The 13,243-nt window shown below is 66.5% G+C and carries 12 protein-coding genes; 3 read left to right on the top strand and 9 right to left on the bottom strand.

Features of this window, described 5'->3' with window-relative positions; all coding sequences use genetic code 11:
• Positions 1 to 37: 37 nt before the first annotated feature.
• The 7 genes from N7I30_RS05305 to N7I30_RS05275 all read right to left on the bottom strand — a co-directional run bounded on the left by N7I30_RS05305 (position 38) and on the right by N7I30_RS05275 (position 8,158).
• Positions 38 to 619, bottom strand: a complete 582-nt coding sequence (locus N7I30_RS05305; protein WP_498637246.1) for an NADPH-dependent FMN reductase — start codon at positions 617 to 619, stop codon at positions 38 to 40.
• A 42-nt stretch (positions 620 to 661) separates the two neighbouring features.
• On the bottom strand, positions 662 to 1,795 hold the full coding sequence (locus N7I30_RS05300) for a DUF1513 domain-containing protein (RefSeq protein WP_498637244.1): 1,134 nt from the start codon (positions 1,793 to 1,795) through the stop codon (positions 662 to 664).
• A 59-nt stretch (positions 1,796 to 1,854) separates the two neighbouring features.
• On the bottom strand, positions 1,855 to 2,976 hold the full coding sequence (locus N7I30_RS05295) for an imelysin family protein (protein WP_498637242.1): 1,122 nt from the start codon (positions 2,974 to 2,976) through the stop codon (positions 1,855 to 1,857).
• Positions 2,973 to 4,502, bottom strand: a complete 1,530-nt coding sequence (locus N7I30_RS05290; protein WP_498637240.1) for a di-heme oxidoreductase family protein — start codon at positions 4,500 to 4,502, stop codon at positions 2,973 to 2,975. The genes N7I30_RS05295 and N7I30_RS05290 overlap by 4 nt, the downstream gene beginning before the upstream one ends.
• Positions 4,503 to 4,648: 146 nt before the next feature.
• Positions 4,649 to 5,947, bottom strand: a complete 1,299-nt coding sequence (locus N7I30_RS05285) for an imelysin family protein (protein WP_498637239.1) — start codon at positions 5,945 to 5,947, stop codon at positions 4,649 to 4,651.
• Between the two features lie 257 nt (positions 5,948 to 6,204).
• Positions 6,205 to 7,758 (bottom strand): ABC transporter substrate-binding protein, encoded by a 1,554-nt coding sequence (locus N7I30_RS05280; protein WP_498637237.1) that lies wholly within the window; start codon positions 7,756 to 7,758, stop codon positions 6,205 to 6,207.
• 154 nt (positions 7,759 to 7,912) lie between these two features.
• On the bottom strand, positions 7,913 to 8,158 hold the full coding sequence (locus tag N7I30_RS05275) for a hypothetical protein (protein WP_498637235.1): 246 nt from the start codon (positions 8,156 to 8,158) through the stop codon (positions 7,913 to 7,915).
• 415 nt (positions 8,159 to 8,573) lie between these two features.
• Between N7I30_RS05275 and N7I30_RS05270 the strand changes: the two genes are divergently transcribed.
• Together N7I30_RS05270 and N7I30_RS05265 are read left to right on the top strand one after the other, a co-directional pair.
• Complete coding sequence (locus N7I30_RS05270; RefSeq protein WP_024349019.1) at positions 8,574 to 9,485, top strand: class I fructose-bisphosphate aldolase; 912 nt, start codon at positions 8,574 to 8,576, stop codon at positions 9,483 to 9,485.
• An 88-nt stretch (positions 9,486 to 9,573) separates the two neighbouring features.
• Positions 9,574 to 9,990, top strand: coding sequence for a thioredoxin fold domain-containing protein (locus N7I30_RS05265; protein ID WP_498637233.1), 417 nt, complete (start codon positions 9,574 to 9,576; stop codon positions 9,988 to 9,990).
• A gap of 92 nt (positions 9,991 to 10,082) precedes the next feature.
• Here N7I30_RS05265 and N7I30_RS05260 read toward each other — a convergent pair whose 3' ends face one another.
• Positions 10,083 to 10,526, bottom strand: coding sequence for a c-type cytochrome (locus N7I30_RS05260; RefSeq protein ID WP_024349017.1), 444 nt, complete (start codon positions 10,524 to 10,526; stop codon positions 10,083 to 10,085).
• Between the two features lie 795 nt (positions 10,527 to 11,321).
• Here N7I30_RS05260 and N7I30_RS05255 point away from each other — a divergent pair.
• Entirely contained in the window at positions 11,322 to 12,104 is a 783-nt protein-coding gene (locus N7I30_RS05255; RefSeq protein WP_024349016.1) for an outer membrane protein, read from the top strand.
• A gap of 113 nt (positions 12,105 to 12,217) precedes the next feature.
• Here N7I30_RS05255 and N7I30_RS05250 read toward each other — a convergent pair whose 3' ends face one another.
• Positions 12,218 to 13,168, bottom strand: coding sequence for a carbohydrate kinase family protein (locus N7I30_RS05250; RefSeq protein ID WP_498637230.1), 951 nt, complete (start codon positions 13,166 to 13,168; stop codon positions 12,218 to 12,220).
• Positions 13,169 to 13,243: the final 75 nt, after the last annotated feature.

The following is a 13,243-nucleotide window of genomic DNA, read 5'->3' as shown; positions in this document are numbered from 1 at the left end:
GAGTGCGATGACGAGGGGAAGTTACTGCCAGCCTGGCTCAGGACGGCGTGCCGTCGGCGTCGCGCTTGGCCTTCAGCGCCGTGGCGTACCATTCGAATTCGTCGAGCCATTTTGCAGCCGAGCGGTCGATCCAGTCCTCCGTGGCGGCGCCGTCCTCGCCCAGCGACTTGCCGATCGACGGGACGGCGAGGATCGACGGCAGGCTGGGCATGCCCATTTCCGCGAGGATCGGGCGCAACGCGATCGCCGCCCTGACACCGCCGAACCGGCCGGCGGAATAGGACACGATCGTCGAAGGGCGCCAGAAATACTCCTCGAGAAAATAGTCGAGCGTGTTCTTCAGCGCCGGCGGGACCGACTGGTTGTATTCGGCGCTGACGACGACGAAGCCGTCGGCCCGCCGATAGAGGTCGGCCAGCCGCTCCAGCTTCTCCGGTGCCTCGCCGCGCGGATATTCCTTGTACATCCTGTCGAGGAGCGGCAGGTCGAGCTCCATCGGGTCGACCAGCACCGGTTCGTGCCCGCGCTCGCTCAGCTTCGCGATGACGAATTTCGCCGCCTTGATGCCCTGCCGTTCGGTGCGCACCGAACCGAGGATGACGGGAACGAGCAGGGACATGGACGTGACCTCCTTGAGTGCGAAGGGGGATCGTCCGCCGGGTCAGCCCACCGCGTCAAGCGCCAGGATGTGGTTGTCCCATTCGAGGTCGGCCCGGGTCGGGCTGTCGTCGTCTTCCAGGCGGACGATGTCGCCGGCGCCGCTGGTCGCCATGAAGCCGGAACCGTCCGGGGCGAGGCCGCAGCCGTCGCGCAGGGCATGGCGGGAGAGGATGTCGCCCGTGGCAGCCTCGAGGATCAGCATCGTGTTGCCGACCGGCGAGGAGACCGCGACGCGGGCGCCGTCGCGGCTGGTGGCGACCGAGCCGATATAATTGCCAAGGCCGGCAAGGTCGGTCTCTGGCATGGCGGTGAGGGCCAGCGGCCGGCCGGCTTCGGCAAAGCCCACCAGCGGCGGCGCGTCGCCGGACGCGCCCTGGTACTGGCCACCGAACCAGACCCGGTGCTGCGCATCGACGGCGATGTGATGCAGCGACAGCTTGTGCAGATGCGATGGCAGCAGCTGCCGGTCGAGAAGGTCGCCGCTTCGCCGATCGATGAAGGCGATGGACGGCTCCATGGTGGCAAGGTTCAGCTTCTGCCGGCCGTAATCGGGGTGGGTCTCGATGCCGCCATTGGCGACGACGATGGTCTCGCCGTCGGGCATCAGCAGCGCCTCGTGGGTGTCCATGCCGTGGGAATCGAACTCGCCGATGCGCCGGTAGCCGGCCGCGACATCGTAGACCCCGATCACACCGTGGGCGGCGTCGTAGTCGTTCTCGGTGGCGTACATCAGCGCGCCGTCGGGCGAGAAGAAGCCGTGGCCGAAGAAATGCCGGCCTTCGACCGAGGTCAGCGTCTGGAGTGTCTCGCCGCTGACCGGATCGAAGACGATGGCGAAGGTGCGAGGCCGGCGGGCAAAGACCACCGCGCGGCGACGGACGGGATCATAGGCGACGTCGTGGCCGCGGTCCGGCAGGGAGACCGTCGAGACGATCTCGCCGCGCTCGGAAAAGATCGCGCAGCCATAGCTGCCGTCGGGCCGCCGACAGGACGCGCCGAACAGGGCGTCGGCTCGTTCAAAAGCGGCGGCGGAACGGGCAGTCAGGCCCCCGACGAAGGCGGCACCGGCGCCTGCGAGAAAGCGCCGGCGGTCGAGAAGGATGCCGCGGCTGGCGGGATGCGGGCGAAAGGACATCGGACAATTCCCGGCGCGTGCCATGGGCTGCGCCTGCGTTGGTTCGGCGCGACCGTCTCTCAGTCGCCGTCGAGGGCCGAGAAGCCGGCCGACAGGCCGAGAATGGGCGAGACCTGTTCGGCGAACTGGCTCTGCAGGCTGTCGGTGACGATCAGGAGATAGGTCAGCCCCTGGCGCTTGTCGGGTTCGCTCGCCACCTGCGTCAGCGGCGGCGCGAGTTCGGACAGGGTGCGTTCGGCATTGGCGAATTCGAACAGGATCGAATCCTCCAGATAGGCCTGCGGCTCGGGCAGGAGGCCAGCGAGCTTCGATGCGGCGAAGAGGTCGTTCATGCCAGCGAAATTGGCGCGCAGGGAGGCCAGCGCGAGTTCGGAGCGGCGAAACAGGAAGAGGTTGGGCTTCGCTGCTTCGGCGCTTTCGCCCATTGCCGGGCGCAGCCGCAGGTCGCGGATCGCCTCGAAGCCATGGATGAAGATGCCGACGATCTCCTGCAGCGAATCTTCGGCGCTGCGCCAGGCCGGATCGGCGGCGTCCGGCGCGGTCAGGCGGGCGGCGATGCCGACGTCCGCGGCCCAGGCTGCGTCGAGTTCGCCGGCGATGGACGCAAGGTTGCGGGCGATGGCCCGGCCGTAGGTGCAGCGGAAGGCGCCCTGATTGGTGGCGAGCGTCTCGGCATCCGTCCCGTGCAGGACGAATTCCAGCGCACCCAGCCCCTGAACGGCGACCGATTTGTCGGCGAGGCGCGCCTGCGTCGCCGCTGTCTCGTCCTCGCCGCCGAGAATGCCCTGGATCTGACGCAATGCGATGCCGCGGCGGTCGGGAAAGAAGAGGATCTTCTCCAGCCGGTTGTCTTCCATGACCGGGCCGAAGCGGACGAACTCGATGCGCGACCAGCTCGTCGCGAGGTTGGCGAAGCGGTCGCGGGCGTCCTGCAGTGCGGTGTCGCCCGGTTCGCTGCAGAGGCCATTCATGGCGCTCGCGACGGCCGTGGCGTGGTCGTGGAACTGCGCATAGCCGGGCCGGATGAAGCCGTCGATGGCGTTGGCGACGACCGCCAGTTTCTCGGCCTCCGTCGCGCGGGACGGCTCGGCCGTGCCGTCCTCCTGGCCGTGCGAGGCCGTGGCGCCGGCAAACAGGAGCGCAAGGCCGACAAGCGCGCTGCGGGACAGAGAGGCGATCATAGGGACTCCAGGAATGCGTGCAGCGCGTCGCGGTCGGCCTTGTCCATCGCAGCATAGGCATCGCGCGCGGCCTGGCCTTCGCCGCCATGCCACAGGATCGCTTCGGTCAGATTGCCGGCGCGGCCGTCGTGCAGGAACATCGTGTGGCCGTTGACGGTCTCGGTGAGCCCGATGCCCCACAGAGGCGGGGTGCGCCATTCGTTGCCGTCGGCGTCGCCCACCGGGCGGCCGTCAGCAAGGCCTTCGCCCATGTCGTGCAGCAGGAAGTCGGAATAGGGCCAGATCAGTTGGAAGCGCAGCGCCTTGTCCTCGGCATCGCGCGAGGTGACGAATTTCGGGGTGTGACAGGCGGCGCAGCCGGCATTGTAGAAGAGCTGCTTGCCCTTCAGGACCTCCGGCGCATCGACGTCGCGCCGGGCCGGCACTGCAAGATTCTGCGAATAGAAGGTGACGAGCCCGAGGATCGGATCGGGCGCCTCCACCTCGCCGAGGCGGGGCTGGACGCCGGAGGGCGCGTCGCGGCAGACGGTCTGGGCAATCGAGCATTCGCCGAAGGCATCGGTGACCAGCGGGGTCGAGATGCCGATGTCGCCGGAAAAGGCTTCGGCCGTCTGGGTCTTGATGGTCGGGATGGTCGCCTTCCAGCCGAAGCGCGCGAGGACCGGCTCGCCGGTCTTGGGATCACGCGCCATGGACGGCTTGCCGGAAATGCCATCGCCATCGGCGTCGTTCGGATCGGCGCGGGCGAGGATGTCGGCGGGCTCGATCTGCTCGACGAGGCCGAGGCCGATCATCGGCGGGGCAACCCGCGGCGACATCAAGACATTCTCGGCCATCGGCCCATAAGCGAGATCGGCGACGGAATAGGTCGGGTGGCGCAGCGAGACGTTGGTGCCGTCGGCAAGGGTGACGTCGCGCTCGTCATAGTCAATGACGACGCGGCCCTCGGGCTTCAGGCCCGGCGTGGCGAAGGTCTGGAACTGGCCGCCATAGGTCGGCTCGGGAATGCGGCTGAGTTCGCGCGTGGCGAGCTTGCGGCGCTCTTCGTCCGTCGAGGGCGGGACCGACAGCCGCAGGAACATGGAGACGGCGTCTTCGCCCGGCCGGGGCGGGCGGCCGCGACCGTCCTTGATATGGCAGCTCTGGCAGGAGCGGGCATTGAACAGCGGTCCGAGACCGTCGGATGCTTCGGTCGAGGAGGGCGAGGACACCCAGAGCTTGCGGAAAAGGGCGTTGCCCAGCTTGAAGCGGTCTTCGCCGGCGAAGGTCTGGTTGGCCGAGACCTGGCTGAAGGAATCGCGATTGACGAGCTTGGTCGAGGTCGCGCCACCGCCGGGCATCGCCTCGAAATTTTCCGGTCTGGTGAAGTCGGTGGTCGGGGTCGTGACGGCCCGGACGCGGGCCAGATCCTTCGGCGTCAGGTCATCGCGGACCGGGCGGTCCAGTCCGATGGCGGCGCCGATCGGAAGCGCGAGCGGCACGGTCAGCGCCGCCGCGAAGATTGCCATGCCTGCGGCGAAGCGCATTCGCCTCTCCCGATATCGACGCGGCGAACCCGCCGCGCCCCGGTATTGTCGATTATCGCGCCGGCCGCACTGTGGCGAAGGGTCTCGTCGGCGCGGTCAAGGCCACCTCCGACGGACCCTGGGGCCGCCGGAGGTGGCGCCGGAGCTTACTGGAAGACGGCGTTGACGTTGTCCAGACTGTCGGAGCCCTCGATGCTGACATTGCCCAGATCGAGCGCTGCGACGGCGCGCTCGATGGCGCGGGTCTGGTCGACCAGGCCGTCGATCGCGGCCTGGACGCGGGCGTTGCCCTCGTCGTTGCCTTCGCCGATCTGCTGATCGTAGGCCTCGCCGTCCTCGGCCGCCTTGGCCATCGTCTCCATCGCGGACACGGTCGCGTCGAGCTTGGCGCGCAGCTCCTGATCGATCTCCGGCGCGCTGGCGGCAACGAGGTCGGAGACGGACGGGCCCTCGACAATCGTTCCGTCTGTGCGCTCGTAGCGGCCGGTATAGACGTTGCGAATGCCGATGGCGTCGTGAAGGTGCGAGATGTGGGTGTTGTCGGAGAAGCAGTCATGCTCCTCCTCCGGATCGTGCAGCAGCAGGCCGAGCTTCATGCGCTCGCCGGCCAGTTCGCCGTAGGAGAGCGACCCCATGCCGGTGAGGATCGCGGAAATGCCGTTCTCGGGGGAATCGAGCAGAGCCTTGCGGGCCGCGCCGTCCTCTTCCCAATTGCCGACCATCTCTTCCAGGTCGGTGACCAGCAGGTCTGTGGCCGCGTCGAGATACTGGCCGCGCCGGTCGCAATTGCCGCCAGTGCAGTCGTCGCCGCTGGCAAAATCGGTGTGCGGGCGCTCGCCGGCGCCGGCGTCCGTGCCGTTCAGGTCCTGGCCCCAGAGCAGGAACTCGACCGCATGGTAGCCGGTGGCGACATTCGCCTCGACGCCACCGGCTTCCTGCAGCTTGTCCTGAAGGAGTTCGGGCGTGATGGTCGAGGCGTCGATGGTCTCGCCGCCGATGGTGATCGACGGGTTGGCGATGACGTTGGCAGTGTAGAGATTGTTCGCGTCGGACTCGGTGCCGTAGGTGCCGGCGACGTAGTCGATCAGGCCCTCGTCCAGCGGCCAGGCATTCACGCGGCCTTCCCAGTCGTCGACGATCGGATTGCCGAAGCGGAAGGCCTCGGTCTCCTGGTAGCTCGGCCGGGCAGCCCGCCATGCATCCCGGGCGGCCTTCAGGGTCGCCTCGCTGGGATCGACGATCAGGGCGTCGGTGGCCTCGTCGAGCGTCTTCGCCGCAGCGAGCGCGTCCTGGTAGCCGGCGAGCGCGATGTCGGAATAGTTCGCGAGAACCGCGGCCTTGTCCGGTGCCCCGTCGGCGGCGAGGGCCGACGGGGCGGCCGCCAGCAGGAAGACGCCGGAAAGGGCGGCGAGGCCGGTTCGGGCCATTGGGCGGAGAGAGTTCATGGTCGTGCTCCAGTTCTGGCCGAACGCCTGTCCGGCTTCTGCCAAATTGCCAGGGGCGAGCCGTCAGCCCGTGACTGTCGTTTCGGGCTAGAACTTGGGCCGGTGTAAAGTCAACTCTTAAAGTCCAGTTTAGAGTCGTTCAAAGAATCCGATCTGCTTGGTTTTGCTTGTGTTGCGGCAGATGATTTGTCGGCCGAGGGCGCACGGAGTCCGGCATCGGCGAGCGCGCCGTCCGCCGACGCCGGTTGCCGGGGGAGCTACCCCTTGGAGACGCCGCGCAGGAGCATGAGGAAGCTCGGCTCCAGGTCGAAATTCTCGATCGCCGTCGTGGCGACGGCATTCTGCTTCCAGTTGGCGATGAAGGCCCAGGGCGCATCCTCGTGGATGATCGCCTGCACCTGGTTGTAGAGGGCGCCGCGAGCGGCGGGATCGGTCGTCCGGCGGGCTTCGGCGAGCAGGCGGTCGACCTCGGCGTTGGCGTAATAGCCCGCATTGAAGCCACCCGTCTCCGGCATGGCATCGCTGCGCAGCGCCAGGAAGGGCAAGGTGTCGGGGTCGTTGGTCATCCACGCCATCTCGGCCATGTCGGCCTTGCCCGCGAGGCCCGGATTGACGTTGGAAAGAAAGGTATTCCACTCATAGGTCTCGATCCGGGCATTGAGCCCGACCGCCTTCAGATCGGTCTGGATGGCTTCGGCCATGGCCACGGGAGCGAGCATTCCGGACCCGCCCTCGGCGACGTAGAAGGTGAGGGAAGCGCCCTCGACGCCGGCCTGCCGGATCAGTTCGCGCGCCTTCTCCGGATCGTGCGGATAGGGCTGTACGGAGCCGTCATTGGCCCAGTCGAAGGCGGGCGGAATGGGACCGGCAGCGATGTCCGCGGTGCCCTGCAGGACGTCCTCGATCAGGCTCTCCTTGTCGATGGCGTAATTGACCGCCTGGCGAACGCGCTTGTCGGAGAAGGGGCCTTCCCTTGTGTTGAGGATCAGGAACCAGAGATGCGGGCCGGTTTCCTCGTGGACGATGAAATTGGGGTTGTCGCGGAAGGCAACGAGGCTCGCGGGCGGCACCTCGGCCATGATGTCGATACCCCCCGACAGCATGTCGGAGGCACGGGCGGCGGCGTCCGGGATCGGTCGGAAGACGACCGACTCCATCGATGGCGCGCCATCCCAGTAATCGGGGTTGCGGGCAAGGGTGACAGCCTCGTCCGGTGTCCATTCGGCGAAGCGGAACGCTCCCGTTCCGACGGGCGCGCGGCCAAAGCCCTGGCCGCTTTCTGCAACGGCCGCCGGGGAGACGATCAGGCCGGTCGGGTAGGCCAGATTGGACAGGAATGGCGCGAACGGCTCCTTCAGTTGGAACGTCACGGTCATCGGATCGGGGGTCTCGACGGCCTCGACCATGGAAAAGAAGAAGGCGAGGGGAAAGGGGCCCGTGCCGTGCTGCGGGTGGTCCGGGTCGAGCATCCGGTCGAAGGTGAATTTCACCGCCTCCGCATCGAACGGCGTGCCGTCGTGAAAGGTCACGCCTTCGCGCAGATTGAAGGTGTAGGTCAGCTGATCGTCGGACACGGTCCAGTCGGTCGCGAGCGCCGGTTCGACCTCGAGCGTGCCGCGCTTGAAGCGCACCAGCCCGTCAAAGACGTTCACCAGGATGCGGAAGTCGTTGGTCGCCGTCACGGTCTGCGGATCGAGCGATTTCGGCTCGGCGATCTGGCCGACGACGAGGGTCTCGTCGGACGTCTGCGCGGCGGTCGGTCCGGCGAACACAGTCAACAGGACTGCGAGGACGGTGACGAACCATCTCATGAAACTGCTCCGGTCAATCGGCTGGAAAAGCGATGTTGCTGATTCAGCCTTATGGATCAACCGGCGGGCCGAAATGAGACGCCGCGCGTGTCGTCAGCCCGATTGGGGCGTCTTTGTCCTTGAGCAGGTACCCGGGCATGGCCGGGCGGAATGCTCAGAGGAGAACGTCGAAGAAATATCCGGCCATGGCGAGGAGGGTTCCGACCACTGCCGTCGGGATCATGACGCTCGTCATCCGGTTGTCGGCGACGGCCGCGCCACTCGCCAGATCGTCGCGCTGCGAGCGGGCCAGATAGAAGCCCCGTCTGCCCAGCCGGACCTGCTGCCGTGTCGGTTCGGCCTGCGCCCAGACCTGCGGTGTGTAATGTACCGGCTCCGCGGCATGGACGGGCTCGCGCACGACGTCCGCCTGGGCGGCTGTCGTGATCGGGTCTGCCGCTGCAGATGGCGCCGCTTCAGTCGCGGGCACATCGGCGGAGACAGCATCCGTCCGCGCCGCGCTGCCGCCGCAGGCGAACATCATATATTCGTCGCTACCAAATCCAGGCGGGAACGCAGAAACACCGAGCATCACAGACCTCCGAACCGTTAACGCGCGAACGGCCGTTTCGTTGCGCGGACAAACCCCCGAAGTCACTGATCCGGTTTCTTTAGTCGGCTCAAAACGGGCGCGATCGACGCCGCCGGCTATTCAACCGATTTTAATACCGGCGAGCATGCGCCCGGTACTGGACGTCACGCGTCCGGGTCATCAATAGGGATGACGAACCAACCGGTGGGCCAGGGTGGCCGCCGGTGCCACGAAGGGGAGAGACATGCTAAGAACGCAGACCGTCCGCGAGATCCTGTCCTGGTACGAGGGCGAGACGCCCGGCCTGAAAAGCAATCTCTCCCGCCTCTTGATGCACGGCAAGCTGGCGGGTACCGGCCGCGTCGTGATCCTGCCGGTCGACCAGGGCTTCGAGCATGGTCCGGCCCGCAGCTTTGCGCCGAACCCCGTCGGCTACGACCCGCACTATCTCTACCAGCTGGCCATCGACGCTGGTGTTTCCGGTTATGCCGCTCCGCTCGGCCTGCTCGAGCAGGGCGCTGACACCTTTGCCGGCGAGGTGCCGCTGATCCTGAAGCTGAACAGCGGCAATTCGCTGGTCGGCGGCGCCGACCAGGCGGTGACGGCGAAGGTCGAGGACGCCATGCGTCTCGGCTGCGTCGGCGTCGGCTTCACGATCTATCCGGGTGCCGACAATTCCTACGCCATGATCGAGGAACTGCGCGAGATCAGCTACGAGGCCAAGTCGCGCGGCCTGATGACGGTGGTGTGGTCGTATCCGCGCGGCGGCAAGGTGACGAAGGACGGAGAAACCGCGCTCGACATCATCGCCTATGCCGCGCACATGGCGGCGCTGATGGGCGCGACGATCATCAAGGTGAAGCTGCCGACCAGCCATCTCGATCTCGACGCGGCCAAGACGGTCTACGACAAGTACGAGATCCCCGGTGACACGGCCGCAGCGCGGGTCCGCCACATCATGCAGGCGGCCTTTGCCGGCAAGCGCCTCGTGGTCTTCTCGGGCGGCGCCGCGAAGAACACCGACGAGTTGCTCGACGAAGTGCGCGCTATCCGCGAAGGTGGTGGCAACGGCTCGATCATCGGTCGCAACTCCTTCCAGCGCCCGAAGGAAGAGGCGCTGGCGCTTCTCAACGAAGTCATGGACATCTACCGCTAGACAATGTTCGGCGGCGCCGGGACAGGCGCCGCCGGTATTGGAGTTGCCGGGCCCTCCGGGACCTGCGCGTTCGTGCTAGCGTGACGCCATGTCGGCGCTCTTCCTATCAAGCCGGGTCTTCGATGCTCTCGCGGCGGTCTGGCTGGCGGCGGTGCTGTTCGCTGCCGAGGGACAGGCGAATGCTGCCGAGCTCCTGATGTTCGAGCAGGCTGGCTGTCCGTTCTGCGAGGCCTTCGACGCCGAGATCGCACCGGGCTATCCCGCCAGCAACGCCGGGAGGCTGGCCCCGCTGCGCCGGGTCGACATCCATGACGATCGTCGCGGCGGCATCGATACGCTGGTGCCCGCCGTCTTCACGCCCACCTTCGTGCTGGTGGACGACGAGGGCCGCGAAATCGGACGGCTCGAGGGCTATCCGGGACGTAAATGGTTCTATCCCGAAATCGACGCCCTGATTGACCGACTGCCGGCCGGCGAGCCGGTGGTGGAAACGGCTCCCGAATGAGGCGTCCGTTCGCAGGCCGTTGACGCCCGGCTGCGCCGAAACGACAACGGCCGCCCGAGGGCGGCCGCGATCTGCGTCTCCGGGAAGTGAGCCTACTGGGCCGCAGCGGCAGCCAGGGCCTCGGCCGGATCGCGCGTTGCGCCGGCTTCGTCGAAGGAGGCGAGATAGGCGATGATATCGACCATCTCCTGTTCCTTCTTGATGCCGGGGAAGACCATCTTGGTGCCCTTCACCACATCGCGCGGATTGGTGAGCCAGGCCGTCATCAGTTCCTCGTTCCAGGCCGCCTTGTCGGCCGCCCATTCCTGGAAGGCCGGCGAGAAGGAATAGCCCTCGACGGCGCCGGGCTTCTCGCCGATGACGCCGTTCAGCTCGGGGCCGATCTTGTTCTTGGCGCCTTCGCCGACGGCGTGGCAGGCCATGCATTTGCGGAAGACCTTCTTGCCGGCATCCGGATCTCCGGCGGTCTGGGCAAGAGCCCCGTTCGCCAGTGTCAGCGAGAGCAGGGCTCCCGCAGCGACGATCAACCTGTTCATATGTCCTCCAACCAATGACGGTGCCTTCGGAAGGATATGGAACGGTTCCAGAGAGGGCAATCAGCCGGACCGCGAATTCAGGTCGCAGGCGGCGTGGCCGCGCGAATGGAATGGCGGCGCTGCGCGGCGTGGGCGGCAGGCGGTCGCCGCCCTGACGCGCCTGCTCATGCGGCGGTCCGGCCTGCCCAGATGAAGTGTATCCAAGCAGGGAAGGTGGCAACGCTCCAGTCTCCCGAAGCGCGATGACCGGCCGGACTGACGAGAGCTGAGGCGCGGCGATCGGCGGATGTCCATGCGGATGTGTCAGACAGACGATCTGCGCTCTGATCTGGACCGATGCTCCATCGGTGAAAATCGGTGATTGAGCATGGCGGGAATGGGGCGGCTTTCCGCTCGGTCGCCGCTCGATCCTCAATCCTCGCCGACGCCCTGCGATGTCGGGCACAGGCCGCGGCGGGATCGGCTTAGAACGTTGCTGCATTGCGGTCTAGGAATAACTTCCGACACAACTTCGCCTCATTGATTAAGGGCGTCCGTGAACGGGCCGTTGACGTAAACCATCGTTTTTAAGGGAGAATAAAGGGTCGGGCGTTACGAAGGATTCACGACGCCGGGTCCTGCAGGTCCTCGTTGCGGATCGGCAACACGGCGAAGGAGAACGTATTCCTGCCATTTTCTGAGCACGGATGCGAACCATAACCCTCCCGAACCCGACAAGACGGGTGCGGCATTCGGAGCCGACGGCAGCGTCGGTCCGGAGACAAGGTCGCGCAAGCGACATAATGGAGTACGACTATGAAACGCCTTGCACTGCTTCTCGCCACCACGGCTTTCGTGACCCCGGCCCTGGCCGCGGACGTCATCTATGAGGAGCCGCCGGCACCGGCACCGATGGCCATTGAGCCTGTCGCCACCACCGCAACCTGGACCGGCCTGTACATCGGTGGCCAGGCTGGCGTCGCATTCGGCAACGAGTCCGATGGCGCGACGTTCAACCCGGGCGGCGGCGGCGCATTCGGCACCGGCACGTATTCCGAAGATGACGACAATGCCGGCTTCATCGGCGGTGGTCACATCGGTTACGACTACCAGATCAACGACTTCGTCGTGGGTGCGGTCGCCGACATCAACTACATCGACGCCGAGACCAACCGCTCCTATACGACCGGTGGCTCGACCTTCTCGACGAGCAGCGACATCAACTACCTCGGCACGGTCCGGGCGCGCGTTGGTTACGCCATGGACAGCGTCCTGCTCTACGGTACGGGCGGTCTCGCCTATGCCGGCGTCGACAACGACGCGACGGCTCCGGCTTCGTCGGGTAGCTTCGCTGGCTACACCTTCGACCAGGACGAAGACGACACCGACATCGGCTATGCCGTCGGTGGTGGCGTGGACGTGATGGCGACGAACAACATCTCGTTCGGCGTCGAGTATCTCTACACGAACCTCGGTTCGAACGATCAGACGGTCACCGGTACCAACGGCACCAACACCGTCAGCTTCACCAGCGAGTCGAACAACGACGACCTGGACTTCCACACGATCTGGGCCAAGGCCTCGTATCGCTTCAACTAAGAACGGTTCCGGACGCCTCGCGCGTCCGGTTTCGCTTCAGAGCCCGGCGGATCCTCGCGATCCGTCGGGCTTTTTCGTTTGGGGATTTCCGAAACCGGCGGGAATGACCGTGGTCAGGCCAGCGGCGGCAGCCCGAGATCGGCGCGGCGCGGCAGGTCGGCGCCCCGACGGGAGCAGGTCACCGCCGCCGCCCCAACCGCGAAACGAAGCAGCGATTCCACGCTGGCCTGGTCGGCCTGCTTCAGGGCGGCGCGCGACAATTGCCCGCGCTCCTCGAGCGCTGCCAGGAGAGCGGCCTGAAACGTGTCGCCGGCGCCGACCGTATCGGCGACGACGATCCGCTGCCCCGCGACCGTGGCGGTGACGCCGCCACCCGTCAGCGCCACGGCGCCGTTCTCGCCGCGGGTGACCACCGCCATCTCCGCTCCGGCGCCGACCCAGTCCGCCAGCACGGCTTCGGCGGTGCGTCCCGGATAGAGCTGTTCGAGATCCTCCTCGCTTGCCTTCACCAACCCGGCAAAGGGGACGAGCTCGGCGACTTTCGCGCGCCAGATGTCGATGTCCGGCTCGATCGCAGTGCGGATGTTCGGATCGTAGGAGATGAATCGTCGTCCGGATTCCTGGCGCACCAGCTTCATCAGTGCGGATGCCGTCGGTTCGGTAACGGTCGAATAGGACGCGACATGGATCGCGGCGAGCGCCTCGGGAAATTCGGCCGGGACGTCCGACGGTTCGACCGAACGGTCGGCCGTGCCCTCGATGTAGAAATCGTAGGCCGCCGAGCCGTCGGCCGCGAGCGAGACCATGGCGAGCGTGGTGTTGCGATCCGTCGGGATCAGGAATTGCTGGTCGATCGCCTCGCGTTCCATGAAGCCGCGAATGCGGGTGCCGAAGATGTCGCGCGAGACCTTGGTGAAGAAGCCGGCGGGATGTCCGAGGCGCGCCAGACCGAGCGCGACGTTCAGCGGCGAGCCGCCAACACGGCCGGCAAGCGCGATCTGCGCTACGTCGTCGCCGGTTTCGACGAAAAGATCGAACAGCGCATCGCCGCAACTGAGGAACATGGCAGGCCTCCCGCACCCCGGATCCACTCTGGTGCCTTTAGCGGCTAGCAGGTCTCGGCGAAACGGGGAAGGCGA

Origin of the sequence: Aurantimonas litoralis, from assembly GCF_026153195.1 — a bacterium.
Classification (GTDB): Bacteria; Pseudomonadota; Alphaproteobacteria; order Rhizobiales; family Rhizobiaceae; genus Aurantimonas; species Aurantimonas coralicida.
The sequence above is the reverse complement of the archived record's forward strand: the minus strand, read 5'-3'. Positions and strand labels throughout refer to the sequence as shown.

Coding starts and splice junctions, on each gene's coding strand:
- N7I30_RS05305 (WP_498637246.1), bottom strand. CDS start 619: ATGTCCCTGCTCGTTCCCGTCATCCTCGGTTCGGTGCGCACCGAACGG.
- N7I30_RS05300 (WP_498637244.1), bottom strand. CDS start 1,795: ATGTCCTTTCGCCCGCATCCCGCCAGCCGCGGCATCCTTCTCGACCGC.
- N7I30_RS05295 (WP_498637242.1), bottom strand. CDS start 2,976: ATGATCGCCTCTCTGTCCCGCAGCGCGCTTGTCGGCCTTGCGCTCCTG.
- N7I30_RS05290 (WP_498637240.1), bottom strand. CDS start 4,502: ATGCGCTTCGCCGCAGGCATGGCAATCTTCGCGGCGGCGCTGACCGTG.
- N7I30_RS05285 (WP_498637239.1), bottom strand. CDS start 5,947: ATGAACTCTCTCCGCCCAATGGCCCGAACCGGCCTCGCCGCCCTTTCC.
- N7I30_RS05280 (WP_498637237.1), bottom strand. CDS start 7,758: ATGAGATGGTTCGTCACCGTCCTCGCAGTCCTGTTGACTGTGTTCGCC.
- N7I30_RS05270 (WP_024349019.1), top strand. CDS start 8,574: ATGCTAAGAACGCAGACCGTCCGCGAGATCCTGTCCTGGTACGAGGGC.
- N7I30_RS05265 (WP_498637233.1), top strand. CDS start 9,574: ATGTCGGCGCTCTTCCTATCAAGCCGGGTCTTCGATGCTCTCGCGGCG.
- N7I30_RS05260 (WP_024349017.1), bottom strand. CDS start 10,526: ATGAACAGGTTGATCGTCGCTGCGGGAGCCCTGCTCTCGCTGACACTG.
- N7I30_RS05255 (WP_024349016.1), top strand. CDS start 11,322: ATGAAACGCCTTGCACTGCTTCTCGCCACCACGGCTTTCGTGACCCCG.
- N7I30_RS05250 (WP_498637230.1), bottom strand. CDS start 13,168: ATGTTCCTCAGTTGCGGCGATGCGCTGTTCGATCTTTTCGTCGAAACC.